This window comes from Pseudomonas rhizoryzae (assembly GCF_005250615.1).
Classification (GTDB): Bacteria; Pseudomonadota; Gammaproteobacteria; order Pseudomonadales; family Pseudomonadaceae; genus Chryseomonas; species Chryseomonas rhizoryzae.
The window spans coordinates 1-26428 of the sequence record NZ_SULM01000025.1 but is presented as its reverse complement, the minus strand read 5'-3'; the positions used below and the strand labels follow the sequence as shown (position 1 = coordinate 26428).

20 protein-coding genes and 1 pseudogene are annotated in these 26428 nt (G+C 65.2%); 7 read left to right on the top strand and 14 right to left on the bottom strand.

Features of this window, described 5'->3' with window-relative positions:
• From FAZ11_RS25660 to nrdH, 11 genes and pseudogenes are all read right to left on the bottom strand, one after another.
• Nucleotides 1–395 (bottom strand): annotated as a pseudogene (locus FAZ11_RS25660) (RHS domain-containing protein); the annotation flags it as partial.
• 218 nt (nucleotides 396–613) lie between these two features.
• The gene (locus FAZ11_RS24050) at nucleotides 614–1003 is read right to left on the bottom strand and encodes a hypothetical protein (protein WP_137279396.1); all 390 of its coding nucleotides are present in this window, start codon (nucleotides 1001–1003) and stop codon (nucleotides 614–616) included.
• Nucleotides 990–5708, bottom strand: a complete 4719-nt coding sequence (locus FAZ11_RS24045; RefSeq protein WP_058783083.1) for an RHS repeat-associated core domain-containing protein — start codon at nucleotides 5706–5708, stop codon at nucleotides 990–992. The genes FAZ11_RS24050 and FAZ11_RS24045 overlap by 14 nt, the downstream gene beginning before the upstream one ends.
• A complete protein-coding gene (locus tag FAZ11_RS24040) occupies nucleotides 5705–6448 on the bottom strand; it encodes a DUF4123 domain-containing protein (protein WP_058772163.1) in 744 nt (247 codons plus the stop codon). The genes FAZ11_RS24045 and FAZ11_RS24040 overlap by 4 nt, the downstream gene beginning before the upstream one ends.
• Nucleotides 6438–8486 (bottom strand): type VI secretion system Vgr family protein, encoded by a 2049-nt coding sequence (locus tag FAZ11_RS24035; protein WP_058783084.1) that lies wholly within the window; start codon nucleotides 8484–8486, stop codon nucleotides 6438–6440. Before FAZ11_RS24035 ends, FAZ11_RS24040 begins: the two co-directional genes overlap by 11 nt.
• A gap of 118 nt (nucleotides 8487–8604) precedes the next feature.
• Nucleotides 8605–9111 carry a methylated-DNA--[protein]-cysteine S-methyltransferase gene (locus tag FAZ11_RS24030; protein WP_058772162.1) on the bottom strand — a complete coding sequence of 169 codons (507 nt, stop codon included), beginning with the start codon at nucleotides 9109–9111 and terminating at the stop codon, nucleotides 8605–8607.
• On the bottom strand, nucleotides 9108–10646 hold the full coding sequence (locus FAZ11_RS24025; protein WP_058772161.1) for a DNA-3-methyladenine glycosylase 2 family protein: 1539 nt from the start codon (nucleotides 10644–10646) through the stop codon (nucleotides 9108–9110). Before FAZ11_RS24025 ends, FAZ11_RS24030 begins: the two co-directional genes overlap by 4 nt.
• A 432-nt stretch (nucleotides 10647–11078) precedes the next feature.
• Nucleotides 11079–12059, bottom strand: coding sequence for a class 1b ribonucleoside-diphosphate reductase subunit beta (gene nrdF, locus FAZ11_RS24020; protein WP_058772160.1), 981 nt, complete (start codon nucleotides 12057–12059; stop codon nucleotides 11079–11081).
• 10 nt (nucleotides 12060–12069) lie between these two features.
• Complete coding sequence (nrdE, locus tag FAZ11_RS24015; RefSeq protein WP_081319961.1) at nucleotides 12070–14211, bottom strand: class 1b ribonucleoside-diphosphate reductase subunit alpha; 2142 nt, start codon at nucleotides 14209–14211, stop codon at nucleotides 12070–12072.
• Nucleotides 14193–14597, bottom strand: coding sequence for a class Ib ribonucleoside-diphosphate reductase assembly flavoprotein NrdI (gene nrdI, locus FAZ11_RS24010; RefSeq protein ID WP_058772159.1), 405 nt, complete (start codon nucleotides 14595–14597; stop codon nucleotides 14193–14195). Before nrdI ends, nrdE begins: the two co-directional genes overlap by 19 nt.
• 10 nt (nucleotides 14598–14607) lie before the next feature.
• The gene (nrdH, locus tag FAZ11_RS24005; RefSeq protein ID WP_058761494.1) at nucleotides 14608–14832 is read right to left on the bottom strand and encodes a glutaredoxin-like protein NrdH; all 225 of its coding nucleotides are present in this window, start codon (nucleotides 14830–14832) and stop codon (nucleotides 14608–14610) included.
• 475 nt (nucleotides 14833–15307) lie between these two features.
• Between nrdH and epd the strand changes: the two genes are divergently transcribed.
• The 5 genes from epd (at nucleotide 15308) to fba (ending at nucleotide 19249) form a co-directional block, all read left to right on the top strand.
• The gene (gene epd, locus FAZ11_RS24000; protein WP_058772158.1) at nucleotides 15308–16351 is read left to right on the top strand and encodes an erythrose-4-phosphate dehydrogenase; all 1044 of its coding nucleotides are present in this window, start codon (nucleotides 15308–15310) and stop codon (nucleotides 16349–16351) included.
• Between the two features lie 27 nt (nucleotides 16352–16378).
• Complete coding sequence (locus FAZ11_RS23995; RefSeq protein ID WP_027598233.1) at nucleotides 16379–17542, top strand: phosphoglycerate kinase; 1164 nt, start codon at nucleotides 16379–16381, stop codon at nucleotides 17540–17542.
• Between the two features lie 5 nt (nucleotides 17543–17547).
• Nucleotides 17548–17739, top strand: a complete 192-nt coding sequence (locus tag FAZ11_RS23990) for a hypothetical protein (protein WP_058772157.1) — start codon at nucleotides 17548–17550, stop codon at nucleotides 17737–17739.
• Nucleotides 17736–18065 carry an MliC family protein gene (locus FAZ11_RS23985; RefSeq protein WP_058772156.1) on the top strand — a complete coding sequence of 110 codons (330 nt, stop codon included), beginning with the start codon at nucleotides 17736–17738 and terminating at the stop codon, nucleotides 18063–18065. Before FAZ11_RS23990 ends, FAZ11_RS23985 begins: the two co-directional genes overlap by 4 nt.
• Before the next feature lie 119 nt (nucleotides 18066–18184).
• Complete coding sequence (gene fba, locus FAZ11_RS23980) at nucleotides 18185–19249, top strand: class II fructose-bisphosphate aldolase (RefSeq protein ID WP_058772155.1); 1065 nt, start codon at nucleotides 18185–18187, stop codon at nucleotides 19247–19249.
• Nucleotides 19250–19301: 52 nt separating this feature from the next.
• Here fba and FAZ11_RS23975 read toward each other — a convergent pair whose 3' ends face one another.
• From FAZ11_RS23975 to FAZ11_RS23965, 3 genes are all read right to left on the bottom strand, one after another.
• On the bottom strand, nucleotides 19302–21533 hold the full coding sequence (locus FAZ11_RS23975; protein WP_058772154.1) for a M48 family metalloprotease: 2232 nt from the start codon (nucleotides 21531–21533) through the stop codon (nucleotides 19302–19304).
• 140 nt (nucleotides 21534–21673) lie between these two features.
• Nucleotides 21674–22627, bottom strand: coding sequence for a nucleoside hydrolase (locus tag FAZ11_RS23970; protein WP_058772153.1), 954 nt, complete (start codon nucleotides 22625–22627; stop codon nucleotides 21674–21676).
• A gap of 56 nt (nucleotides 22628–22683) precedes the next feature.
• Complete coding sequence (locus tag FAZ11_RS23965) at nucleotides 22684–22938, bottom strand: YebG family protein (protein ID WP_058761501.1); 255 nt, start codon at nucleotides 22936–22938, stop codon at nucleotides 22684–22686.
• Nucleotides 22939–23252: 314 nt separating this feature from the next.
• Here FAZ11_RS23965 and murJ point away from each other — a divergent pair, with 314 nt between their 5' ends.
• Together murJ and FAZ11_RS23955 are read left to right on the top strand one after the other, a co-directional pair.
• Nucleotides 23253–24746 (top strand): murein biosynthesis integral membrane protein MurJ, encoded by a 1494-nt coding sequence (gene murJ / locus FAZ11_RS23960; protein WP_058761502.1) that lies wholly within the window; start codon nucleotides 23253–23255, stop codon nucleotides 24744–24746.
• 288 nt (nucleotides 24747–25034) lie between these two features.
• Nucleotides 25035–26249, top strand: a complete 1215-nt coding sequence (locus FAZ11_RS23955) for an NAD(P)-dependent oxidoreductase (protein ID WP_240043611.1) — start codon at nucleotides 25035–25037, stop codon at nucleotides 26247–26249.
• The last annotated feature ends 179 nt before the right edge of the window (nucleotides 26250–26428 follow it).

Sequence of the window (26428 nt, the reverse complement as noted above, 5' to 3'; positions counted from 1 at the left end):
TAGTGGAGGCCGGTTTCGGGGTCGTGGTATTGGCCCTGGAAGCGCAGGGGTTGGGCGATCTGCTCGACGTCTAGGCGGGCCAGGTTGCCGTAGGCGCGATAGCGGGCGGACCAGGCGAGGGTGCCGCTGGCGTCGGTGAGTTCCTGGGGGGGGCCGAGATGGCCGAGGTGGTAGTGGTAGGGCGTTACCGCCTGGGGGCCCTCGCCGACCAGCAGGGCCAAGGGCCGGAAGGTGCCGGGTTCGTAAAGGTAGCTGCGGTAGCCATCCGGCCCGCTTTCGGCGACCAGGCGGTCGCCTTGCCAGAGGAATTCGGTAGTGCGTCCGGCGACGGTCTTGGCGATGCGGCGGCCGAAGGCGTCATAGCGGTAGTGGGCTTCGCTGCCATCGTGCAGGGTGGCCTAGAGCAGACAGCGAGAGTGTTGTAGGCGCGACCGTGTTGGGTATTTGCGTCCACGTAGACAAACGATAAGTCTGTACTGGCCTGCTTTGCTATCTAGACTTAGAAAGTGACTGAAAACTGCCCGAAGAGGACGTTCTATTACATAGTCTAAGGACTAGGGTTCTGATGATTGGCGCTGTCAGCGCTTTCTGTTAGTGGGAATTGGAGCATGTGTTACTCATTTCCTTCTTTGTAGCCTTCAATATTCGATAGGAATATCTTCTGATAGCTAAATTCAATCCTGCAGTGACTGTTGCTTAGAATTTTTAGTTCTTGATCTCTGATCATGAAGTTTACAGGGCCATCAGCAGGAAGGTTTTCCATGCTCACGTTACTTGTTTTTATCAGGTAGATCCTGAATCTGAAATGATCGTAGCCCTTTCGCTTCCACTTTTCAGGGATGTTCATTTCTTTTAGAGGGGCAAAAAAATCAAGATCTATAGAGCTTTTTCTGATATTTATCTGGTCTATGAATATCTGTTCTGCATAGCTTTCTCCAAAGATTTTAATATAATCTTGTGGGTTTGTGGCTTTTATGATTTCTTCAAATTTATTCGAAAACATAGTGTTTTGCTATCGCTCTCAGGTTTAAGGTTTTAGTCCTGTGACCGTTTCCTGTTTCTGGGTTGAATTCTCTGACGTTAAAGTGAGGCTTTCCACTTGCGGTGTCTTGAGGAAATTCCGAATGCCCATGGGAGTGCTCTTGAATTACTACTCTGTCGCCATAAATGTTATTGTAATGATATTCTCTTGTTAGGACTGGGCCGCCACTGTTATAGACGGTTTCTCCGGCGCTAGTTAATTTGACTCTGCCAATCTTTGTTGGATTTTCGGATGCGGGAATAGCTGCATCCTGCTTTGCTTGTCGGAACGCCGCTCTGCGAGACTCATAGTACTTATCGGGCCTTTTGTCATTTTCACCACCCGGACACTGCCCCTTAACATTCGCCAACCCCAGCGGATCCACCCAGCCGGTGGGGTTGGGCGCATACCGGTAGCTGTTCAACCCACCCGCCAACCGGATGGGGTCGGGGGTGATGAAGCTCCCCGTCTCTGGATGATAGTAGCGGTGGCGGTTGTAGTGGAGGCCGGTTTCGGGGTCGTGGTATTGGCCCTGGAAGCGCAGGGGTTGGGCGATCTGCTCGATGTCCAGGCGTGCCAGGTTGCCGTAGGCGCGATAGCGGGCGGACCAGGCGAGGGTGCCGCTGGCGTCGGTGAGTTCCTGGGGTGTGCCGAGGTGGTCGAGGTGGTAGTGGTAGGGCGTTACCGCCTGGGGGCCCTCGCCGACCAGTAGGGCCAGGGGGCGGAAGGTGCCGGGTTCGTAGAGGTAGCTGCGGTAGCCATCCGGACCGCTTTCGGCGACCAAGCGGTCGCCTTGCCAGAGGAATTCGGTGGTGCGTCCGGCGACGGTCTTGGCGATGCGGCGGCCGAAGGCGTCGTAGCGGTAGTGGGCTTCGCTGCCATCGGGCAGGGTGGCCAGGATAAGGCGGTGCTGACTGTCGTAGCGGTAGTGGGTGACCAGTGCCTGGGCGCGGCCGCGGCGCTCGCGGACGAGGTTGCCGTGGGCGTCGTAGTCCAGGTGGCGATCCCCGTGCAGCAGCGGGCGGTTACCCTGGATGCTGCCGGCCTCGCCACCGCCCAGCAGGGTGCCGGCCGGGTCGTGGGCGAAGGATTCCGGCAGTTCGCCGCGCACGGCGACCAGGCGATCCAAGGGATCGTAGAGGTAGCGGGTCTGGCCTTTGCGGGAGTCGTCGATGCCCAGCAGGTTGCCGCTGGCATCGTAGTGGTAGCGGCGTTCGAGCAGGCGCTCGGCACGGTTTTCCAGGCGATGGGCGAGCAGGCGGCCCTGGTCGTCGTGGCGATAGTGGCTGGACAGGGCGCCTTGCTGGCGTTGGAGCTCCAGGCCGCCGGGGGCGTGCTGATGGCGGGTTAGCGGCTGGCCGTTGAGGTCGATGCCGGCCAGCGCGCCACCGGCGCCGTGGTAGTAGTGCAGTCGGTTGCCATCGGGCAGGCGGCTGTGGCTGAGCTGGCCGCAGGCGTCGTAGCCGTAGGTGAAGGAGGCCCAGCCCTGGTGCTCTTCGATCAGGCGATCCTGAAGGTCGTAGCGATAGGCGAGCGGCCACTGGCCGTCGTCGACGCCGATCAGCCGGCCGAGGTCGTCGTAGGCGTAGTCCACCTGGCTGCCATCGGGCAGGACCTTTCGCTGCAGGCGACCTTCGCGGTCGCGCTCGTAGCGGGTGGTCAGGGTGCTGCCGTCGCTGCCGTGCTCGGTCTTTTCGCTGAGGTTGCCGGCGAGGTCGTAGGCGTAGCTGCAGGTGCGGCCATCGAAGCCGGTTTCGCTGCGGATCAGGCCGTTGGGGTGGTAGTCCAGCTGGTAGTGTTCGCCGCGCTCGTTCTCGATATCGGTGAGCAACAGGCGGGCGTGGTCGTAGCGATAGCTGAGGGTGCTGCCGTCCGGATTGAGTCGACGGGTCACCAGGTGTAGGCCGTTGGCGTATTCGTAGCGCGTTATCCGCCCCAGTTCGTCGCGTTCGGCGGTGACCTTGCCATAGGCGTTGTAGTTAAAGGCGCGGCTGGCGCCGCCGGGCAGCTTGAGCTGGCGCAGGCGGCCGAGGGCATCCCACTCGTAGTGGGTGATGGCGCCGTTTTCCTGCTGGTGATAGGTCTGACGACCGAGGGCGTCGTAGCGATAACGCCGTATGCCGCCGTCGGGTAACTGTTCTTCGATGAGCTGGCCGGCGACGTTCCAGGTGAAGCTATGGCAACTGCCGTCGGGGTGCTCGATGGCGGCGAGGCGGCCCTGGGCGGTGTAGCGATAGCGCGTGGTGTGGCCGTCCGGGTCGGTACGGGCGGTGAGGTCGCCCAGGGCGTTGTGTTCGAAGCGCCAAGTGGCGTCGCCGCGGGTCAGGCTGAGCAGTTGACCATCGCAGTAGCTGTAATAGGTCGGTTCGTCCTGGGCGGGGTAACGTGCGAGCAACTGGCCAGCGGCGTCGTATTCGTAGCGCACCAGGGCGCCAAGGGGATCGCGCTCGCTGAGCAACTGGCCTTGGGCGTCGTAGGTTTTCTGGGTTTCCGCACCATCCGGGTCGACCTGGCGCACCAGACGGGCGTTGGCGTCGTGGGTGTAGTGCTGCTGGCTGCCGTCGCTGAAGGTGATCTGCACGGAGCCGTCGTCCGTCCAGGTGTAGCGGCTGTCCAGTTGGCCGAGGCTGGACCAGTGGCGCACGCAGCGGGCATCGCGGCCCTCGCCCTGCCATTCCCAGAAGAAGGCCGCGCCGCCCGCCAGGTGGCGCTCGAGGATGACATGGCGATCGTCGTAGACGTAGCGCTCGGTTTCGTCGAGGGCATTGCTCGCCGCCAGCAACTGGCCATTGGCGGCGTAGCGGTAGCGCACCAGGGTCTGCAGGCTGTGCCAGGAGGCTTCGTGGTGATCGCCCGGCTGGCGCACCTGATAGTCCACCGCCGCGATGCGACCCTGCCGATAGTCCAGTCGCAGGGCGCGCAGGCCGTTGCCCAGGCGCTGGATGCGCCCCTGGGCATCGCGCTCGACGGTCAGGCGATTGCCGTAGGCGTCGCTGATGGCGATCAGTTCGAGGCGGCGGAAGTGATAGAAGCGCGGGCTGTCGCCGGCCTGGGCGAGGATGAGTTCGTCCGGCTGCTCGCCGAGATAGAGGGCGGCGCGGGCCAGGCGGTTGCTGATGGCCGGACGCTGCTGGCTGGGCAGGGGGAAGGGGGTCCGACGATTTTCCTGGTCGATCCAGACCAACTGTTCACCCTGGCGCTCCAGGCGGTGGGCCAGGGCATGGCTCCAGCCGGGGCCCAGGCCGAGATCGCTGTCGCAGGCACTGCTGCGGTAGAGGCGGGTCCAGGCGAAGGGCAGGGGGCCGTCCAGCTCGGCGTCGGTGAGGGTGAGCAACTCCTCGCCGGTCACCATGGAGACGGGGCAGCCGTCGGTGCAGGTCAGGGCGGCCGGCTCGGCGGGTTTGCCGCTGGGGGTGCGCGCCGGGATGGAGACGTCGTCGACCCGCGACTCCTGGCTGAGGCGGGTGGCCTTGCGTCTTTTGCCGCGGGCGTAGGGCGCCGCATCGGCGCGGATCTGCTCCACCGCGGCGCCGTTCTTGAGTTCCACGGTGGCCTTGCGCGAGGCGTCGAGGTCGGCGCTACCCTGGGCCAGGATCGGCTTGGCGGCTTCGCTGTGGGGTTTGGCGTGGCGGGCGCAGCGTTGCATCAGGGCTTCGGCGAGTTCCTGGAGCAGGCCCAGGGCGCGGCCGCCTTCGGCGACCTGCGCCAGCTTGCCACCGAGGCGGACGGCGAGGCCGAGGCCGCCGGTGAGCACCACGCCGATCAGTACGTTGAGCAGCACCTCGCCGGTAAGGGCGCCCACCACTTCCGCCGCGGTAGTGGGCGGCAGCAGCTTGACCCAGGCGATCAGGGCGCAGAGGAAGATCCACAGCAAGGGCTCGTCGCTGGCGATGAGCAGGGCGGTATGCAACTGCTCCTTGCCGGCGTTGTAGAGCTGTTCGAGGACCTGGGGATCGAGCAGGCCCTGGAGTTTGGCCAGATGCTTGCGCGGGTGGGCGATGACGTCGAACAGCTGGGTGATGTCGTTCCACAGATTGAGGATGGAGCGCAGCAGGCCGTTCCAGGCAGCTTCCAGTTGTAGGCCGACCTTGCCGCCGGCACTGGCGCTGCGATAGGTCGCCCAGGAGGGCTGGTGTTTCTGCGTCCACTCCTGCTGCAGCCAAGCCTGGAGATCGTCGATCACACCCTGGTAGGAGCCGTAGAGGGTTTCCAGCTGGGCGCCGGTGACGTTGGGGAAGAAGGTGACCCGATAGCGCTGGTAGGGGGTGCAGCCGGCGAAGGTGTAGGTGCCGTCGGCACCGATCACGGCGCTCTGGGCGGCGCCCGCCGGGGCCGCTCCGCTACGCCGGGGGCCCTGTCCTTCGTTCACCGGGACGATGCTCACCGGAGTATTGCCGATGGGCACGAAGCGCGCCGCTTCGAAGCAGTGGATGAGGGTCAGCTTGCCGTCGACTGGGCAGGTGGCGTAGAGGCTGACTTGGCGCTTGCTGTCCTTGGCGCGGGTGACCACTTCCTGGCCCACGGTGAATTTCTGTTCGACGTCCAGCACCCCGCCGTACCAGGCCTCGGCGAAACCGCGGTAGTCGACCAGGCAGGTGCGGAAGTCCTGCACGACGGCGCGGATGTCCGGTTGGGTGGCCGCAAGGGTGATGGGCAGGGTACCCAGGGGTGGGCGGGGCGTGGTCATCGGGCGAACTCATCCTTGAGAAAGGCCTTGAGCCGCTGGGGATCGCGAGCGTCCGCTGGCGTCGAGCGGCGGACGAAACGGTCGATCTTGAGGCGCAGGTTGGCGGCGGGTAGTTGGAAATACAGGGGGGCTTCCTCCTGCTTGAGCCACTGCAGGAGGTTGTCGACCAGCGGCGCCGGATTGGCGGTGCCCAGGTCTTCCAGGAGGTCGGCGGGGACTCGCCACCAGGGAAAGTCCCGCGCGGGACCGGCGTCCATGACAGGCAGGGCGAGGGCATGGCCCTGGATCAGGTAGCGGGTGAAAACCGGCAATACCGGCGCGAAGGCGTCGCCCAGGCGCTGCAGCAGCGGCAGCAGATGACGGCCATCCCAGAAGCGAAAGAAGGTGGCCTGGCCATCGGGCATCCACACCTGGGTCAGGCTGCGTAGGTGGGTATGAATCAAGGTTTTGGGCTGAGCCGAGACCGCCAGCCAGCCCCAATCGTCCTCGCTCTGGTCCGCGATCCAGTCGAGAAAGGGATCGTCCGGGCTGAGCGGGGCGAGGTAAGGCATAACAGCCTGCCAGCGGGCATAGGGCGTGCCTTGCCACAGCGGCAGGGCATCGGCCGCCGGGCTGCGCTGGTAGTAGTGCCTGAGCGGCGCGGCGGCGCTGGCATTGCCCAGCACGGCGTACAGCCGTTCGCCCGGGCGGAGCGGCTGGGCGGCGAGCCAGTCGCGCGGGGTGAGGGCGTCACACCTCACAGTGGCCGTCCTTGCAGGGCTGGCATTCCTCGCAGAAGGCGGCGTTGCGCGTGAGGGTGTTGAGCTGGGCCGGACTCAGCAGGGCACCGGCCTGGCCGTCGATCAGGGCCCGGGCGATGCCAGGCAGCAGCGGCGCGGCGGCCTTGCCACTGCCCGGACTGCCGCCGCTGTTGAGCTTGATGTTCGGCCCCACCAGGGTGAGGCCCCCGGCATCCAGGGTGACGAAGCTGCCGCCGGCCTTGAGGGTGAGGCTGGCACCGGCTTCCATGACGATCTTCTGTCCGGCGTAGAGATGGATCTCCTGGCCGGCCTCGACGAATTGGCCGGTGCCCAGTTTGAGGTGCTGGCTGTCGGCGATGCTCAGGTGGTCGTCGGCACGCACCTCGGTGCGGCGCTCGCCGTGGGTGATGCGGTGCTCCTCGGCGTGGAATTCGCTGTAGCTGTTGGCACGGATGCGCTGGTGGCGTTCGTTGCCGATCTCGCTGCGATGATCGTGGCGGATGTATTCGTCCCAGTCGCGTTGGGCGTGGACGTGGATCTCCTCCTGGCCCTGGCGATCCTCGATGCGCAGCTCGTTGTAACCACCGCCGCCGGGGCTGCTCAGGCTCTTGAAGCTGCTGCGGGTCTTGTCCTTGGGCAGCTCCAGCGGCGGACGGTGCTCGGCGTGGTACAGGCAGCCGGTGACCAGGGGCTGGTCGGGATCGCCTTCGAGAAAGCCCACCAGCACCTCCATGCCGATGCGCGGCACGGCCAGGGCGCCGTAGCCGTGGCCCGCCCAGCCGCTGGCGACGCGTAGCCAGCAACTGGTGCGCTCATCCGCCTGGCCTTCGCGATCCCAGTGAAATTGCACCTTGACCCGGCCCAGGGCGTCGCAGTGGATCTCTTCGCCGGCCGGCCCGGTAACCACGGCGCTCTGGGCGCCGAACAACCGTGGCTTGGGATGGCGCAGGGGCAGTCGGAAGGGCACCGTCCAGGGGATGGCGGCGAAGGTGTTGCGATAGCCTTGGCGGAAGCCGTCGTCCGTCGGGTGGCTGTCGTCACTGGTGATGCTCTCTTCGAGCACCTGGGGCTGCCGACCCTGGTGATGGATTTCGGTCAGCAGCCAGAGCTGGTTCCAGTCGCCGCGGGGATGCTGTTCCAGGGGCAGGAAATGTCCGCTCACCAGGCTGGGCTGGTCGCTCTTGCCGTGGGCCTGCTGGGCGTCGACCCTCAGGCTTTCCAGGCGCCGGCCGCTCAGGCGCTTGCCGGTGGCGCGGTCGGTGAAGTGACCGGGGAAGCCGTAATGCTCCAAGGTGGGCGGCGTAGCGGCGTCCGTGCCGCTTTCCAGGCGTAGGCGCGGTTGCAGGAAGTCGTAATCGCGCAGGGTGGTGGCGCTGCTGCGGGTCTGCAGACCGACGTCGAAGCGCCGCACCACGGGTTCGTCCGCCACCAGGCCGCTGCCGGGCAGGTAGCGGGTGGCGCCCAGCCGGGGAAAGCCGGTGGCGTCGTCGCCGAACACCAGCACATGGCCGTCGGGGCGGTGTTCGTGGTGATAGTGCAGGCCCTCTTCTTCGCAGAGGCGATTGAGGAAGGCGAGATCACTTTCGCCGTACTGCACGCAGTAGTCGCGGGGCGGATAGACCGTCGGCCCGAGGGCGAATCTGTGGTCGCCTTCGAGGATGCCGTGTTCTTCGAGGAGCTGGGCGAGGATCTGCGGCACGCTGCGCTGCTGGAAGATGCGCGCGTTGACGCGGTGGGCCAGGTAGGCGAGCCGCGGCACGAGCTCCAGGCGATAGCGGGTGAGGCGCTGACCGGAATCGCCCTGGGCGACGGCGGCGATCTGGCCATGGATGCCCGAGCCGTCTGCGGACAGGCTGAGAAAGGCGCGGCGGTGGAGCAGTTGTTCCAGCGGCCAGTCGGGGCGCTCGCTGACCAGCTCTAGCTGAAAGCGATAGGGCTGGCCGATGGCCTCGGTGCCGTCGAAGGCGAGGATCTGGAAATCGTGGGCGACGCCTTCCAGCGTCAGGGTGAACTGCGGGGCATTGGCCGGGCTGAACATCGCATCGCGTCCTTGCGAATCGAAAGCCCGGATTCTGTTCGGCGGCTGTGCGCCGGTTCAAGCGCTGTATCCCGCATTTTAGAGCGGTTTCACAGGCGAATTTTTGCGCAGTTCCGCGCTAGAGCGCGGCGAAAAGGTCGCGCGGAGGCGGCAGGGCGCCTTCCAGTTCGAGCAGGAATTGCTTGGTCGGCAGGCCGCCGCCGAAACCGGTGAGGGCGCCGGATGCCCCTATCACCCGATGACAGGGCAGCACGATGGGCAGCGGATTGCGGCCATTGGCAGCGCCCACCGCACGCATCGCCTGGGGGCGGCCGAGGTGACTGGCCAGCCGACCGTAGCTCCAGGTCTGGCCGTGGGGGATCTCGGCCAGCGCGCGCCAGACCTCCAGCTGGAAGGGCGTGCCGCGGGGCGCCAGGGGCAGATCGAAGGTCTGACGGCGTCCGGCGAAGTACTCACCGAGTTGGCGGCGCGCGTCCGCCAGCACGGGATGCTCGGCTGCGACCCAACTCCCGTCGCGCTTGGCCGGATGGCGATTCTCGGGAAACTCCACCACGCGTAGGCCGCTGTCGTCGGCGGCCAGGGTGAGCGGACCGATGGGGCTGTCCAGCAGGCAGTAGGCGATCATCGCGATGACTCCTTGGCGAGGCGGGTGGGGATGGGCTCGGCGGGGGCGTCGGCAGGTGCCTTCCAGGTAGCCTCGCGCCAGACCTGCATCACCCCGTAGGCGCGCCAGGGCCGCCAGGCTTCGGCGCGGGCGTAGAGGGCCTTGGCGGTGAGGCGCTCGCCCGGTGGCGCCAGGCGCTTCTGCAATACCAGGTCTTCCACTGGGCAGGCGTCGGGATGGGCCAGGGCGCGCAGGGCGATGTACTGGGCGGTCCAGGGACCGATGCCCTTCAAGGCAACCCAGCGGCGGGTGAAGTCGTCCAGGGTGCGACCGCCGTCGAAGTCCACCTCGCCCGCGCGCAAGGCCCGGGCCACGGTGCCCAGGGTACCGGCGCGGGCGCGGATCAGGCCGACGCCGGTGAGCTCTTCCAGGGCGGCGTCGGCGAGGGCGTCGACCGTGGGGAAGAAGTGATGCAGGCCAGCGGGGGGCTGGCTGGCGTCTTGGGCCGGTTCGCCCCAGGGGCGCCCGAAGCGCTGCACGACCCGAGCGGTCATGGTGGTGGCGGCCACCACGCTGACCTGTTGGCCGATGACGGCGCGCACGGCGATCTCGAAGCCGTCCCAACCGCTGGGCAGACGCAGGCCGGGGCGCCGGGCCACCAGTTCGGCCAGGGTCGGATCGACGACGAGGCCCTGGGCGATGGCCTGGGGATCGGCGTCCAGGTCGAACATGCGGCGAATGCGCGCGACCGCCGCCTGCAGCTCGCCGGAGGCGGCGCCGTGGAGTTCCAGGCGCAGTGCCGGGCTGCTGGCGTCCCAGGCCGAAAGGCGCAGCCAGCCGGGGCGTTCGGGCGTGCCTATCACCCGGGCGTAGCTGACGTCGTCCACCACCTCGACACCGGGCAGCGCATGGCCACGGAGGAAATCCAGCTGGGCGGCGAAGTCGTAGGGTGGTCGGTAGGCCAGGCGCAGGACCAAGACGGGCGAAGCGGCGGCATGGCCCTTGCGGAGTTGGCTGGGGGCCAAGCCGTAGGCGCGGCGGAAGGCATCGTTGAAGCGTCGCAGACTGCCGAAGCCGGCGGCCAGGGCCACTTCGGTGATGGGTAGCCGGGTCTCGCTGAGCAACTGTTTGGCGAACAGCAGCCGGCGGGTGGTGAGCACTGCCAGGGGCGCGGCGCCCAGGCGTTCGACGAACAGCCGGCGCAGCTGGCGTTCGCTGAGATCGAGGCGAGCGGCGAGGATGGGTAGGCCGCCGTCGTCCAGGCCTTCGTCCATCAGCCGCAGGGCACGGGCCAGGATGGCGTCGCCGCGCTGCCAATGGCCGCCGGCGGGGGAGAGTTCCGGGCGGCACCTGAGGCAGGGCCGATAGCCGGCGGCTTCGGCGGCCGCGGCGCTGGGGTAGTAGCTGACGTTCTCCGGACGCGGTGGCTGGGCCGGGCACACCGGCCGGCAATAGATGCCGGTGGTGAGCACCGCGGTGTAGAACAGGCCGTCGAAACGCGGGTCCCGCGCCAGGCGGGCGCGTTCGAAGGCGGGAATATCGGGGAAGGCGTTCATGGCGGCAGGTTAGCACCGCCGGGGAGGGGTGACTGGCCGTTTTCGGACGGGGTCGCTGAGGTGGGCACGATCAGGAATCAGTGCCGTAGCGTGGAAAACAGCGCAGCCTTTTCCACTGGGGGCTTCGTCGCGGGGGCGCCCTCACCCCAACCCTCTCCCAAGGGGAGAGGGGGCTTGTCAGAGCAGGGGGCTGGCTCAGCGCCGTAGCGTGGAAACGGCGCAGCCTTTTCTACTGGGGATCGGGTACGGGATCTCCCTCACCCCAACCCTCTCCCGAGGGGAGAGGGGGCTTGTCGGAGCAGGCGATTGGGATCAGCACCGTAGCGTGGAAAACGGCGCAGCCTTTTCCACTGGGGACTTCGCGGCGAGGGGCGCCCTCTCCCCAACCCTCTCCCAGCGGGAGAGGGGGCTGACCAGCAGGGGCGATTGGGCTCAGAAATCCCAATCCTCGTCCTCGGTGCTCACCGCCTTGCCGATGACATAGGACGAACCCGAGCCGGAGAAGAAGTCGTGGTTCTCGTCGGCGCTGGGCGACAGGGCGGCCAGGATCGCCGGGCTGACGTCGGTCATGCCGCTGGGGAACAGCGCCTCGAAGCCCAGGTTCATCAGCGCCTTGTTGGCGTTGTAATGAAGGAATTTCTTCACGTCCTCGCTCCAGCCGACACTGTCGTAGAGGTCCTCGGTGTAGGCCACCTCGTTGTCGTAGAGGTCTTGCAGCAGCTCGTAGGCGAAGTCCTTGACCTGCTGGCGGCGCTCCGGACTTTCCTTGGCCAGGGCCTGCTGGAATTTGTAGCCGATGTAATAGCCGTGCACCGCCTCGTCGCGAATGATCAGGCGGATCAGGTCGGCGGTATTGGTCAGCTTGGCTCGGCTGGACCAGTACATCGGCAGGTAGAAGCCCGAATAGAAGAGGAAGGATTCCAGGAAGACACTGGCCACCTTGCGCAGCAGCGGGTCCTCGGCGTGGTAACGCTCAAGGATCAGGTCGGCCTTGGTCTGTAGATAGGGATTCTCTTCGCTCCAGCGATAGGCCTCGTCCACGTCCGGCGTCGAGCAGAGGGTGGAGAAGATCGAGCTGTAGGAGCGTGCATGCACCGCCTCCATGAAGCCGATGTTGGCGATCACCGCTTCCTCGTGGGGAGTGACGGCGTCGGCCAGCAGGGTCGGAGCGCCCACGGCGTTCTGGATGGTGTCCAGCAGGGTCAGGCCGGTGAAGACGCGGATGGTCAGCTGCTGTTCCTTGGGCGTCAGGGTCGCCCAGGAGGGGATGTCGTTGGACAGCGGGATCTTTTCCGGCAGCCAGAAGTTGCCGGTCAGGCGATTCCACACCTCCAGGTCTTTCTCGTCCTGGATTCGGTTCCAATTGATGGCGTTGATGCGGTTCAGGCGCGGCGCTTTGACGGATGCGTTCATGGCGATTTCCTCACAGGCTGCAGGACACGCAGCCCTGCACCTCGGTGCCTTCCAGGGCGGCCTGGCGCAGGCGGATGTAATAGAGCGTCTTGATGCCCTTCTTCCAGGCGTAGATCTGCGCCCGGTTGATGTCGCGGGTGGTGGCGGTGTCGCGGAAGAACAGCGTCAGCGACAGCCCCTGGTCGACATGGCGGGTGGCCTCGGCATAGGTGTCGATGATCTTTTCCGGGCCGATCTCGTAGGCGTCCTGGTAGAACTCCTGGTTATCGTCGGCCAGGTAGGGCGCCGGGTAGTAGACGCGGCCCAGCTTGCCTTCCTTGCGGATCTCCACCTTGGCGACGATGGGATGGATGCTCGAGGTGGAGTGGTTGATGTAGGAGATCGAACCGGTCGGCGGGATGGCCTGGAGGTTGCGGTTGAACAGGCCGTGCTGCATCACCGAGGCCTTGAGCTCCTGCCAGTCTTCCCGGGTCGGCAGACGGATGCCGGCGACCTCGAACAGCTCGGCCACCCGCGGGGTGCGCGGAGTGAAGTCGCCCTCGGTGTACTGGTCGAAGTATTCGCCGCTGGCGTACTTGGAGTCAGCGAAGCCCTGGAAGCTCTGGCCGCGTTCGATGGCCAGGCGATTGGAGGCGCGCACCGCATGGTAGGTGATGGTGTAGAAGTACAGGTTGGTAAAATCCAGGCCTTCCGCCGAGCCATAGTGGATGCGCTCGCGGGCCAGGTAGCCGTGCAGATTCATCTGCCCCAGACCGATGGCATGGGAGGCGGCGTTGCCGGCGGCCACCGAGGGTACGCAGCGGATGTCGCTCATCTCCGAGACCGCGGTGAGGCCGCGGATGGAGGTCTCCACGGTGCGCCCCAGGTCCGGCGAATCCATAGTGCGGGCGATGTTCAGCGAACCCAGGTTGCAGGAGATGTCCTGGCCGACGTGCCCGTAACCCAGGTCTTCGTCGAAGCGGCTGGGGGTGTTGACCTGCAGGATCTCCGAGCAGAGGTTGCTCATGTTGATGCGCCCGGCGATGGGGTTGGCGCGGTTCACCGTGTCTTCGAACATCAGGTACGGGTAGCCGGATTCGAACTGGATCTCCGCCAGGGTCTGGAAGAATTCCCGGGCGTTGATCTTGCGCTTGCGGATGCGCGCATCGGCCACCATCTCGGCGTACTTGTCGCTGACGCTGATGTCGGCGAAGGGCACGCCATAGACCCGCTCCACGTCGTAGGGCGAGAACAGGTACATGTCGGCGTTGCGCTTGGCCAACTCGAAGGTGATGTCGGGGATGACCACGCCGAGGGAGAGGGTCTTGATGCGGATCTTCTCGTCGGCGTTCTCGCGCTTGGTGTCGAGGAATCTCAGGATGTCCGGGTGGTGGGCATTGAGATAGACGGCCCCGGCGCCCTGGCGCGAGCCCAGCTGGTTGGCGTAGGAGAAGGCGTCTTCCAAGAGCTTCATGATCGGGATGATGCCGGAGGACTGGTTCTCGATGCGCTTGATCGGCGCCCCCACCTCGCGCACGTTGCTCAGCAGGAAGGCCACGCCGCCGCCGCGCTTGGAGAGTTGCAGCGCCGAATTCACCGCGCGGCCGATGGACTCCATGTTGTCCTCGATGCGCAATAGGAAGCAGGACACCAGCTCGCCGCGCTGGCGCTTGCCGGCGTTGAGGAAGGTCGGCGTGGCCGGCTGGAAACGCCCGCTGATCATCTCGTCCACCAGGGACTCGGCCAGGCGTTCGTCGCCGCGCGCCAGGCTCAGGGCGACCATGCATACCCGGTCTTCGTAGCGTTCCAGGTAGCGCTGGCCGTCGAAGGTCTTCAAGGTGTAGCTGGTGTAGTACTTGAAGGCGCCGAGGAAGCTCTGGAAGCGGAATTTGTAGGCGTAGGCGCGCTCGAACAGCGCCTTGACGAAGGCCGGCGCGTATTGCTCCAGCACCGCCGCCTCGTAGTAGCCCTTGTCCACCAGGTAGCCGAGTTTCTCGTCCAGGTTATGGAAGAACACGGTGTTCTGGTTGACGTGCTGCAGGAAGTACTGCCGCGCCGCCTGACGGTCCTTGTCGAGTTGCAGCTCACCGTTGGGACCGTAGAGATTAAGCATGGCGTTGAGCGCGTGGTAGTCCGCCTCGCTGCCGGTCGGGGTCAGGCCTGACGTTGCCAAAAGTCGTTCACTCCCATGCGTACCCGGTCGACGTCCTCCGTCGTCCCGAGCAATTCGAATTGGTAGAGCAGGGGCACCGCGCATTTCTGGGCGACGATGCGTCCGCCCAGGCAGTAGCCCTCGCCGAAGTTGGTGTTGCCCGCGGCGATGACGCCGCGGATCAGGGCGCGGTTATGCGGATCGTTGAGAAAATGGATGACCGGCTTGGGCACCGCGCCCTTGCTGCCACCGCCACCATAGGTCGGCAAGACCAGGATGTAGGGCTCGCGGGCCTTGAGCGGTTCGGCGGTGGGATCCTGGGGGATGCGCCGCGCCGGCAGCCCGAGCTTCTCGACGAATCTGTGGGTGTTCTCCGAGGTGCTGGAGAAATACAGCAGCTCGCCCATGGCCCTGGCCTCAGGCCACCAGTTGGCCGAGCTTGTCCGGGCGGAAGCCGGCCCAGTGGTCGTCACCGGCCACCACCACCGGCACCTGGCGATAGCCCAGGGATTCCACGGTCTGGCGCGCCTGGGCGTCCTGCTCGATGTCCACCACCTGGTAGGCGATCCCCTGGCGATCCAGGGCGCGATAGGTGGCGTTGCACTGCACGCAGGCGGGCTTGCTGTAGATGGTGATGGTCATGGCTGACTCCTGTCCGTAGTGGGGCGAACGCAAAGGAAAAGCCTCTCGCCAAGCGGCATTTGCCGGGGCGGCGTGGGTCCTTTTCTTTGAGTTCGACTTGGGCTTCAAGTTCGGCCTAGATACTACATATAGTGATTTTCTGTTTCTACAACACAATAAGTGGGGTTTTTGATCCAGGTCATGGCTCTGGCCTATCACCCTTGGCTGACCCCTTCTCCAAGTGAGGTCGCGCCTGTCGCGGCGTGCAGGGCAGTAGCCCTGAAGGCCTTGGTACTACCTCCGGCCCTTCCAGTGCAGACCGGGACTTCTCGCCGATACCGCAGCACGCCCAAGCCAGACGGCATAAATTTCTTTCGTCTGCCAAGGCGGGCACCTTTTTGTAGTGAGAACGGCAGGCCGGCTACGGCGGCGACTCCCATTCGTCGCCGAACGCCCGCATAATCGGCCTTTCGCTAGCGCTCGAGTCCGGCCCCGCATGAGTTCTGCCCGCTATCGCCTCGCTCTCAACGGCTACGGTCGCATCGGCCGTTGTGTCCTGCGTGCCCTGCACGAACGCGGTGCGGCAACGGACTTGACCATCGTCGCCCTCAATGACCTGGCCGACCGCCCCAGCCTCGAATACCTGACCCGCTTCGATTCCACCCATGGCCGCTTCCCCGGGCGGGTGGCCTTGGAGGGCGAGCGGCTGCGCATTGGTGACCAGGCGCTGGAGATCCGCCGCGAGGCGGAGCCGGAGCGGGTGGACTGGCAGGCGCTGGACGTCGATCTGGTGCTGGAATGCTCCGGCGCCTTCAGCACCCGCGCCGAGGCCGGGCGCTTTCTCGCCGGTGGCGCGCCGCGGGTGCTGTTTTCCCAGCCCATGGTCAGCGAAGCGGACGTCGACGCCACCGTGGTCTATGGCGTCAATCAGCAGAGTCTGAGTGGCGACGAGACCCTGGTCTCGAATGCGTCCTGTACCACCAACTGCAGTGTCCCGGTGCTGAAACTTTTGCATGAGACCTTGGGTCTGGAATACGTCTCTATCACCACGATCCACTCGGCCATGAACGACCAGCCCGTGATCGACGCCTACCATGCCGAAGATCTGCGGCGGACTCGCTCGGCGTTCCAGTCGATCATCCCGGTGGCGACCGGTCTGGCCCGGGGCATCGAGCGGCTGCTGCCGGAACTGAGCGGGCGCATCCAGGCCCGTGCCGTGCGCGTCCCCACGGTCAATGTCTCCTGCCTGGACATCACCTGTATCGTCGGCCAGGACACCGCGGCCCCCGCGCTCAACACCCTGTTGCGCGACGCGGCCCAGAGCGGGCCCCTGGCCGGGCTGATCGACTACACCGAGTTGCCCCACGCTTCCTGCGATTTCAACCACGATCCCCATTCGGCCATCGTCGATGGCAGCCAGACCCGCGTCTCCGGCCCTCGGCTGGTCAATCTGCTGGTCTGGTTCGACAATGAATGGGGCTTCGCCAACCGCATGCTCGACGTCGCCGGCCATTGGCTGCGCATCGCCAAGCCCACCTGAAACAAGCACAACGAAGGGATTGCCTGTATGTCCGTGTTGAAAATGAGCGACCTCGATCTGAAGGGTAAGCGCGTTCTGATCCGCGAAGACCTCAACGTTCCGGTGAAGGAAGGCCAGATCAAGAGTGACGCCCGTCTGGTCGCTGCCCTGCCGACCCTCAAGCTGGCCTTGGAAAAGGGTGCCGCGGTGATCGTCTGCTCGCACCTGGGCCGTCCTACCGAAGGCGAATTCAGCGAAGAGAACAGCCTGGCACCGGTGGCCGCCTACCTGAGCAAGGCCCTGGGCCGCGAGGTGCCGCTGGTGAAGGACTACCTGGATGGCGTGCAGGTCGAGCCGGGCCAACTGGTGCTGCTGGAGAACGTGCGCTTCAACGCGGGCGAGAAAAAGAACGCCGATGAGCTGGCGAAGAAGTACGCCGCCCTGTGCGACATCTTCGTCATGGACGCCTTCGGCACCGCCCACCGCGCCGAGGGCTCGACCCATGGCGTGGCCAAGTTCGCCAAGGTCGCCGCGGCCGGTCCGCTGCTGGCCGCCGAGCTGGACGCCCTGGGCAAGGCGCTGGGTAACCCGGCCCGCCCGATGGCGGCCATCGTCGCCGGCTCCAAGGTCTCCACCAAGCTCGACGTCCTGAATTCCCTGGCGCAGATCTGTGACCAATTGATCGTCGGCGGCGGCATCGCCAACACCTTCCTCGCCGCGGCCGGCTACAAGGTCGGCAAGTCGCTGTACGAAGCCGACCTGGTGGACACCGCCAAGGCCATCGCCGCCAAGGTCAGCGTGCCGCTGCCGGTGGACGTGGTGGTTGCCAAGGAATTCGCCGAGACCGCCCAGGCCACCACCAAGTCGATCAACGACGTGGCCGACGACGACATGATCCTCGACATCGGCCCGGTCAGCGCCCAGCAATTCGCCGACCTGCTGAAATCGGCCAAGACCATCCTCTGGAACGGTCCGGTGGGCGTCTTCGAATTCGACCAGTTCGGCGAGGGCACCCGCACCCTGGCCCAGGCCATCGCCGACAGCGATGCCTTCTCCATCGCCGGCGGTGGCGACACCCTGGCCGCCATCGACAAGTACGGCATCGGTGAAAAGGTCTCCTACATCTCCACCGGTGGCGGCGCCTTCCTCGAATTCGTCGAGGGCAAGGTACTGCCGGCCGTGGAAGTTCTCCAGCAACGCGCCCAGGAGTGATCGCCATGCGTACGCCGCTGCTCGTCTGTTCCGCTGTCCTGATGTTGGCCGGTTGCGCCGGTGGCAATGCCGACAAGGCCTGCGCGGTCTTCGCGCCGCCACCCGCGGCGGCGGCCACGCCCACGGCGCAGAACAACGAGCGCGTCGATACGCTCACCGGCAATCCCAGTCGTCCCACCAGCGGCTGTGTCCAATGAAGGGGCGTGCCCTTGTCCTGGGCCTGCTGAGCGCCGCGCTGCTGGCCGGCTGTGCCGGTCAGGGCGCGCGACAGACCGGTGGCTGGACCCATTGGGTCTGCGATTCCAAGGCGGCCTTCGACTGGCGCTACGTGGATCGCAGTCAGTCCATCGTCGACCTCAAGCTGGAAAGCGACGGCCTGATCCGCCACCTCAATCGCGAGCCCGCCACCGACGGCCAGTCCTACACCGACGGGCTGGTGGCTTTCCATATCCGCGGCGATCAAGGGCTCGTCTACTGGATCGCCGGCAATGACCTCATCGGTCGTGGCTGCCGGGCGCCGTGAACCGGCGAATGTCAGCTGAACCGATTAATCCACGGCGGCCAGGGGTCGGCCGCTTGAACCCAGCCAGCCGCTCATGCAGGCTGGCGCCACCACCGCCTTTGTTAGGGAGATAATCACCAATGGCACTCGTCAGCATGCGTCAGCTGCTGGATCACGCCGCCGAATTCGGCTACGGCGTCCCGGCCTTCAACGTCAACAACCTCGAGCAGATGCGCGCCATCATGGAAGCCGCCGACAAGACCGATTCGCCGGTCATCGTCCAGGCCTCCGCCGGTGCCCGCAAGTACGCCGGCGCTCCCTTCCTGCGTCACCTGATCCTGGCTGCGGTGGAAGAATTCCCGCACATCCCGGTGGTCATGCACCAGGACCACGGCACCAGCCCCGACGTCTGCCAGCGCTCCATCCAGCTGGGCTTCTCCTCGGTGATGATGGACGGCTCGCTCAAGGCCGATGGCAAGACCCCGTCCGACTACGACTACAACGTGCGCGTCACCCAGCAGACCGTGGCCTTCGCCCATGCCTGCGGCGTGTCCGTGGAAGGCGAGCTGGGTTGCCTGGGCAGCCTGGAAACCGGCATGGCCGGTGAAGAAGACGGCGTTGGCGCCGAGGGCACCCTGGATCACAGCCAACTGCTGACCGATCCGGAAGAAGCCGCCCAGTTCGTCAAGGCCACCAAGGTCGATGCCCTGGCCATCGCCATCGGCACCAGCCACGGCGCCTACAAGTTCACCAAGCCGCCGACCGGGGACACCCTGTCGATCCAGCGCATCAAGGAAATCCATGCGCGCATCCCGGACACCCACCTGGTCATGCACGGCTCCAGCTCGGTGCCCCAGGAGTGGCTGAAGATCATCAACGAGTACGGTGGTGACATCAAGGAAACCTACGGCGTGCCGGTCGAGGAGATCGTCGAAGGCATCAAGTACGGCGTGCGCAAGGTCAACATCGACACCGACCTGCGGCTGGCGTCCACCGGTGCCATCCGCGAGTTCATGGCCAAGAACCCCGCCGAGTTCGACCCGCGTAAGTACCTGGCCAAGACCGTGACCGCCATGCGCGACATCTGCATCGCCCGTTACGAAGCCTTCGGCACCGCCGGCCAGGCCTCCAAGATCAAGCCGATCTCCCTGGATGCCATGTTCGAGCGCTATGCCCGCGGCGAGCTGGACCCCAAGGTCAACTGATCCCGGCTGTAGAAGGCCCCCTACGGGGCCTTTTTTATTGCTGGCGGAAAGCTCAGGCAGTCCGGCTCAGCGAGGCGGCGTCGACCTTGGCTTCGGCGGATAGGCACCAGCGCGCCAGATGCAGCCAGGCGCGCTGGTGCAGTTCGTTCAGGGCGGGCAGCAGGCCAGGCGTATGCCGGTAAACGGCGGAAGACGAGTCTTCAGCGGGATTCAGCTGGGGGCAATGGCGTTGCAGGTGCTCGCCTAGGCTAACGTCGGCGATGGCGGGCGGAAGCGACAGGGGGGAATTCAGCCAAAGTGCCACTCGGCGTTGGTAATCCTGCTTGGCGAAGTCGCAGAGTTCGTTGATGCGGGGGGAGCCCTGGAGCTGCCGTTGCAGTGTCCGGTACTCCTTGACCAGCAGGCGGGCTTCGCGCAGTCGCTCTACCTCTGGATAGAGTTCGGCCAGTTTGACGATCAACCGATAGCAGTCGCGCGCCTGTTCGCGACCCGGGAGCGGCCGAGCGAGGGCCAATTCGATCCTTTGCCGGTAGAGGGGCGCTATGGCCAACAACTGTTGCCGAGCGGGTGTTTGCCAGGTGTCGATGGCGCGAAACTCCAGCGGATGCTGCTGATTGAATTCGCCCTCACCCTGTATGGCTCGCGCGAGACCATGGATATGCAGCTCTTCGTAGAAGGCCAGCAAGCAACGGCGTTGGGCCTCTTTCTCGGCTTCCTGCCAGGCGCGTCCGGTACCTCTGGCCAACATCTGGATTCGCTCGCAGACGGCACCGGCATCCAGGGCGCGGGTCATGCGGTCCAGCGGCAGATGCAGGGGTAGCCAGGGTGATTCGGGCCAGGCATGGCCGCTCCACTGCTGCAGTTCTTCTTCCGCATCGCGGAACAGCTCCGGGAGCAGATCGACCACGGTCAGGCCCGCTTCCTCTCGCGGTTGACGTCCCGCCAGACGATAGACCGCGCGGGTCAGGGCCAGGCTGCGGCGGCCATAGTGGTCCAGCAAGACGGTGGCGGGACGCTGATCGTCGAGTAGCCCAGGCAGCTCGAGTCGCTCGACCCAGGCGACCCGTTGCCGATCGGCAGGATGCCGGCTCCAGTAGCGGCTGCTATGGCAGGGACTCAGTGTCGGCGCATCCGCCTGCCTGGCCAGCAGGGCCTCGACGAGGTCCAGCAGATTGCTGGCGAGGCCTTGCTCCTTCGACGCGGCGAGGCTGCGGCGTTTGGCTTCACGCCAGGCCTTGCTGAGGCTGCGACGTCGCAGTGCGGTCGCGCGAAAATTCGCACTGCCGCCGAGCATTGCCTCGTAATGATCGGCCCGTGCTTCCCGGCGTTGGCTGGCGGACCGGGTCAGTCGACAGCCGGCGACGAACAGCAGGCGGGCCCAGGCCCGTGAGACGCGAGTGAGCGACGCTAGACGTGCAGCCGAGGTACGCCCTTGGGCGAGTTGTTCAAGCCGAGCCAGAGTGGCGTTGATAGATCCCCCGCCCAAGCGGTCCAACACGCTTACCTGGTGTCCCAATACATGAGCAAGGCTGGCCAGAAACTGCTGGGTGGTGAGCGCCGTCATCAGCGGCAGGCCCAGGACTAGCGTCCGGGTCGCGGTATCGAGGTGGATGTCCGCTATGGCCGCCAGTACCAGGCGGCGTGGTGGTCGTACCTGCATGGCCCGGCAGAGCGACTCGACCAACCGATACAGGCCCGGCTCCTGTTCCACGCCAAGACTCACCTTGGCGGTTGCCGGCTCCTTTTGGCGCCACAGGGGTAGCAGAAAGCCAAGGCCGAGCCAGGCCCCCAGGACGGTCGTCGGCAAGGCGAGGGCGCAGGCGATCACGACATCCTGATGCAAAAGCGTAGCGAAGGCGTACAGCGCGGCGCCGGCCAGCGACAGTCCGGCCAGGCCGGGCAACAGATAGAGCAGGGTGAGTGCCAGGCTGGTACCCATGGACATCAGCAGGTGCAGCCGCTGACCGAGTCCGAAGGCGGGGCGCGCTAGCACCGAAGTCTCCAGGGTCGCTAGCTGGGCCTGTAGATCGAGCTCCCGAGCGATGGGCGGCGCGGCGGGTCGTTCGACGAGGTGGACCCCGAGTCCGGCATCGGTCAGCCGCTCGACCCAGCCCAGCGCCTCCTCGGCGGGCAGGTCTCGCTTGAGAACCCCGGTGGCCGGGGGCAGCAGACGCTCCACCTGCTTTGGCGTCAGTCGCAGGTGATACAGCAGGTTGACCCTCAGGGCGTCGGTGGAAACGTCATCGCGGCAGCTGCCGCTCAACAGGAGGTCGTAGCGAACCATGGGCAATCCTTTGCACGGTCGTCCGGGATAGAAAATACCGGGGATTTCTACCTGAGCGTCGCAACAACTTTGCGTGCATGGTTCACACTTTTTGAACGGCGAAAGGCTCTAGAAAGCCACTTTCGCCTATTCGTGACCGATTAGGCGTTCGCCGCGGTCAGCACTTCTTCCATCCAGGCGACCATTGCCGCGCCGTCCATGTCGAGACAGACCGTCACCAGCGGATTGCCGGACCAGCGGCCATCCTGATAGACACGTCCCTCCGGCGCAAAGAAGGTCTGGCCCTCCGCCAGGCCCTCGGTGCCGACGCTGAGATGGCCCCGGGCGGTGCGGAACAGCTCCGGACGGCGCAGGAAGGCCAGGGCGCAGCTGTCATGGGGATGGCAGCCGTCGATGTCCTTCACGCTGCGGTAGAAGTCCGCATAGAAGTCATAGCTGCGCGCCAGCACCTCACCCAGGGCGCCCTGGTGCGCGGCGATCCGCTGCAGGCGTGGCGGGTCCAGCACCGCGCGGTGGGTAGCGTCCAGTCCCACCAGGGTCAGCGGCCAGGGCGCGGCGAATACCCGCGCCGCCGCATGGGGATCGGAAAAGATGTTGGCTTCCGCCACCGGCGTGACGTTGCCCGGCTCGACGATGGCGCCGCCCATGACCACCACCTGGCGAACCCGCTGGGCGACCTCGGGGTCCAGCGCCAGGGCGAGCGCCAGGTTGCCGAGCGGCCCCACCGCCACCAGGGTGATCTCACCCGGGCGCAGACGCGTCTGCTCGACGATGAAGCGTGCGGCATCAAGGGCATGGGGCGTCTGGCTTGGCGCGGGGAGTGCCTGATTGCCCAGGCCATCCTGGCCATGCACATGCAGGGCATGGTTGCCCGCTGGCTTCACCAGCGGCTCGGCCACGCCGGCGGCCACCGGTGTATCGCGCCCCGCCAGCTCGGTGAGCAGCAGGGCATTGCGGGTCGCGGTGGCCACCGGCACGTTGCCGAAGGTAGTGGTCAGGCCGATCACCTCGAAGGCGGGATCGGCGAACAGCAGGGCGATGGCCTGGGCGTCGTCCACGCCAGGATCGGTATCGAAGATGATGGGAAGGGACAAGAGGCTTTCTCCAGCTTGGATCTCGTCCCAGGCTACCCGACGGGCAGGCGAACCTGCTAGTCAGGCAGATCCAGCTCGCCTAGCGCATCCGGCTGGTTACGGAAGGCACGGGCGAAGACTTCCCGGTTGCGGGCCATGAACAGGCCCAGGTCTTCACACTGTTTCTCGGCAAGACCGGGAACGGCCTTATCCAACACGCTGGCGAGGGACTCGGCCAGCTCCAGCATCTTGTCGTGACGATCGGCTTCGGCTTTATCCATGAACAGGCGCTCCGGATCTCGGCTGCTGCGATACAACACTTCGACGGCCATGCGTCACCTCGTAATCTGTATCTGGTTATATATACAGTATTCGGCTTTTGCCTCGAATGCAATCACTACCGCTCGGCGGCTAATGCCTGGCCAGTTATGGCAATTTGCCAATCGTTCGACATTTCTACGAGGGCCGCAAATTGAGTCAGGAAACTTAAGAGCGGAAGGTGTTCTCTGAGTCTGCACTGAGCGCGCCTTGCTGCTCGTCTTTTGCAGATCGTCCTCGGCTCACGGAACGAGACCCCAATGCCCATCACCTTCACCTGTCTGCTTATTAGCCCGCTTGGCCGCTCCGTGCCGACCGAGGTGCAGGCGTGAATTCCACCCTCGTCATCCTCGCCATCACCGTCGCCAGCTTTCTGCTGGGGTTCCTGCGCGACCTGCTGATCGCCCGGCAATTCGGCGTGAGCTGGGAGGCGGATCTCATCTTCGTCGCGCTGATCCTGCCGGTGTTCTTCGAGAGTTTCTTCGGCCTAGCCCTGCGCGATGCCATGATTCCCTATCTGCAACGCATCCGCGACCGGTGCAACAACCAATACGAGCAGGTGGGTCGCTGGCTGTACTGGCGCATCGGGCTATTCGGGTTGTTGCTGTCGGTGATCGGCGTGCTGGCCAGTCCCTGGCTGATGCATGCCCTGGCGCCTGGCTGGAGCGATGAGCAGGTCGAGGCGGGCAAGCTGGTGTTCGCGGTGGGCACGCTGTTGATCTGCGTGCAGGCCATCCTTTACTGCCAGGGCGCGCTGCTCAATCTGGATCGAATCTTCATCCTGCCGATGACCCGGACGCTGATGCTCAATCTCGGCGCCATTCTGGCCATCGTCATCCTGCAGCCGAGCGGGATCAGCCTGTTCATCGGCATGTTGCTGCCCCAGGTCTTGCTGATCGTCATCCAGCATCGGCGCCTGGGCTATCTCGGCCAGCGCTCGGTCGCCTTCGAGAAGCCGGAAGGCAGTCCCTTCGCCCTGACCTTTGCCCCGGTCCTCCTCGCCGCCGGCGCACAGCAGGGCTGCATGCTGGCGGAGCGTTTCTTCGCCTCGCTGCTGGCCGAGGGCAACATCACCATGCTGTCGTTTTCCTACCGCATCGTGACCATCCCGCTCACTCTCTATGCCCTATCCATCCTGGCGATGATCTTCCCCGAGCTGACGCGCAGCTGGAACGAAGGCAATGCCGACACCTATGGGGCCTTGATGCGCAAGGCCCTGCTGGGGACCCTGTTGTTCCTCGTCCCGGCGGCGGTGGTGCTGTTCGGCTACTCCGAGCCGGTGGTCAAGGTCTTGCTGGAGCGGGGCGCCTTCGGTGCCGAGCAGAGCGCCGCAACGGCCACCCTGGTCGTGGCCTATGCCCTGGGCCTGCCCTGGATGGGCCTGGCCCTGCTCTGGGGGCGGGCGCTGCTGTCCCAGCAAAGAGCCAAGACCTTTCTCTATGCCACCCTGGCCAGTTCGCTGATCACCGTGGCGCTGGATGCCTGCCTCTATCGGCCCTTCGGTGCCCAGGGACTGGCCTACTCCTTCACGACCGGCGCCGTGCTGCAGGCCCTGTTCATGGCTGCGGCGCTGTATCGCCATTCGCTCGGCGGTCTGCATCTTTCGCTGCTGCTGCGCTGGTTCGGGGCAGGCAGTGCCGTGGCCCTCTTGAGCTTCTGGTTGCCCAAGCCCGTCGGCCTGGTGGAGCTGATCGTCAGCATCAGCGTGGCGATGCTGGGCTTCGCCGTCTTGCTGCTCGTATTGGGCGAGCGTGACTTGTTCCGCCGTGCCTATTGGGCGCGGGGTGGTGTCGGCACGGAGCGTCCAGAGCCGACGAGTTGAAAGCGCCGTCGATGAACGGCGAGGAAAAAGGTAGCGATCTGCGTCCATTGGTCGCTATCTATCGCGAAGTCATGAATTTTTGAGTTGGCTTCGAGTCGCACGGAAAGATTGATCCCAGTCAATAGAATTTCTGATGGAAGAGGTTTTCCATTTGCAAGAGATCAGACGCGTAGTTGGGGTCGGCACTTCGCCTGGTGGTCTTGGTCGCCACCGCCATTCTCTTTGAAAGGAATCGATCCTATGTCATCCCAACCCCCCGTCACTCGCATCGGTATCGTCGGTACCGGCATGATCTCTCGCTGCCTGGCTCGTCTGATCAGCCGTCACTACGACGACATGACCGTCTCGCGCGTCCTGACCCGCCGGCCCATCGCCACGGTCACCGACTATCCCCTACCCGAGCTGCTCACCCAGTCGGTGGCCGATCTGGTCGACCATTGCGACCTGCTGGTGGAGTGCAGCGGCGATCCCTACCATGGCACCGAGATCATCGAGCGCGCCTTCGAGGCGGGCATCAAGGTGGTCACCATCAATGCCGAGCTGCAGGTGACGACGGGTTCCTATCTGGCCGGCAAGGGCTTCCTCACCGAGGCCGAGGGTGACCAGCCGGGTTCGCTGGCCGCGCTGCACGAAGAGGCCGTGCAGATGGGCTTCAAGCCGCTGGTCTACGGCAACATGAAGGGCTATCTGAACCACAACCCGACGCCGGAAGACATGGCCTACTGGTCCGCCCGCCAGGGCACCAGCGTCGACCAGACCACCTCCTTCACCGATGGCACCAAGGTGCAGATCGAGCAGGTGGTGGTGGGTAACCACTATGGCGCCACCATCACCCGCCAGGGGCTGGAGGGGCTGAATTCGACCAATCTGCAGGATAGCGCGAACATCCTGGGGCAGATGGCCGAGCAATTGGGCAAGCCCATCGTCGACTACGTGATCCCAAGCGGTTACTCGGCGGGCGGGGTCTTCGTGGTCGGTCGGCATGACGAAGACCAGGCGGGCGCCATCGAATACTTCAAGCTGGGCAAGGGGCCGTACTACGTGTTGGTACGCCCCTTCCACCTCTGCTCCCTGGAGGTCGGCAAGACCCTGCGTCGCGTCATCGCCGGCGGCAAGATCCTGCTGAACAACTCCACCACGCCGACCCTGAGCGTGGCCGCGATCATGAAGAAACCCATGGCGGCCGGCGACATCATCGAGCGCGGTATCGGTGGCTACAGTGTGCGCGGCGAAGCCGTGAAGATCGCCGAGTGCCCGGATCACCTGCCGATCGGCCTGCTCAAGCACAGCGTGCTCAAGCGGGCCGTGGAGCCCGGCCAGATCCTCACCTTCGATGACGTGGAACTGCTGCCCAGTCGCGCGCTGGACATCGTGCTGCAACAGCACCGCGAGGCGATTCATCGCCAGTTGCTGGAAACCCAGCTCAGCGACCGGGCCTGGAATGCCGTGGCCGGTCTGCCGCCGGTGGCACTGCCCAAGGTGGCCGGCTCGGTTCTTTCCTGAGTCGCGGTTCTGTTGGAAAAGGGGCCTTGCGGCTAATGCCAGTCAGTTAAGAGTTCGGCCTTGACGCCTGACTGGCAGCGCACAGAATCCGGTGCTTGATTCCAAGCACCGGATTTTTTATGCGTATTGCTCAAGCCCTGGAAATGACTCGCGAGTTGTCTTCGACCACGACGACACTC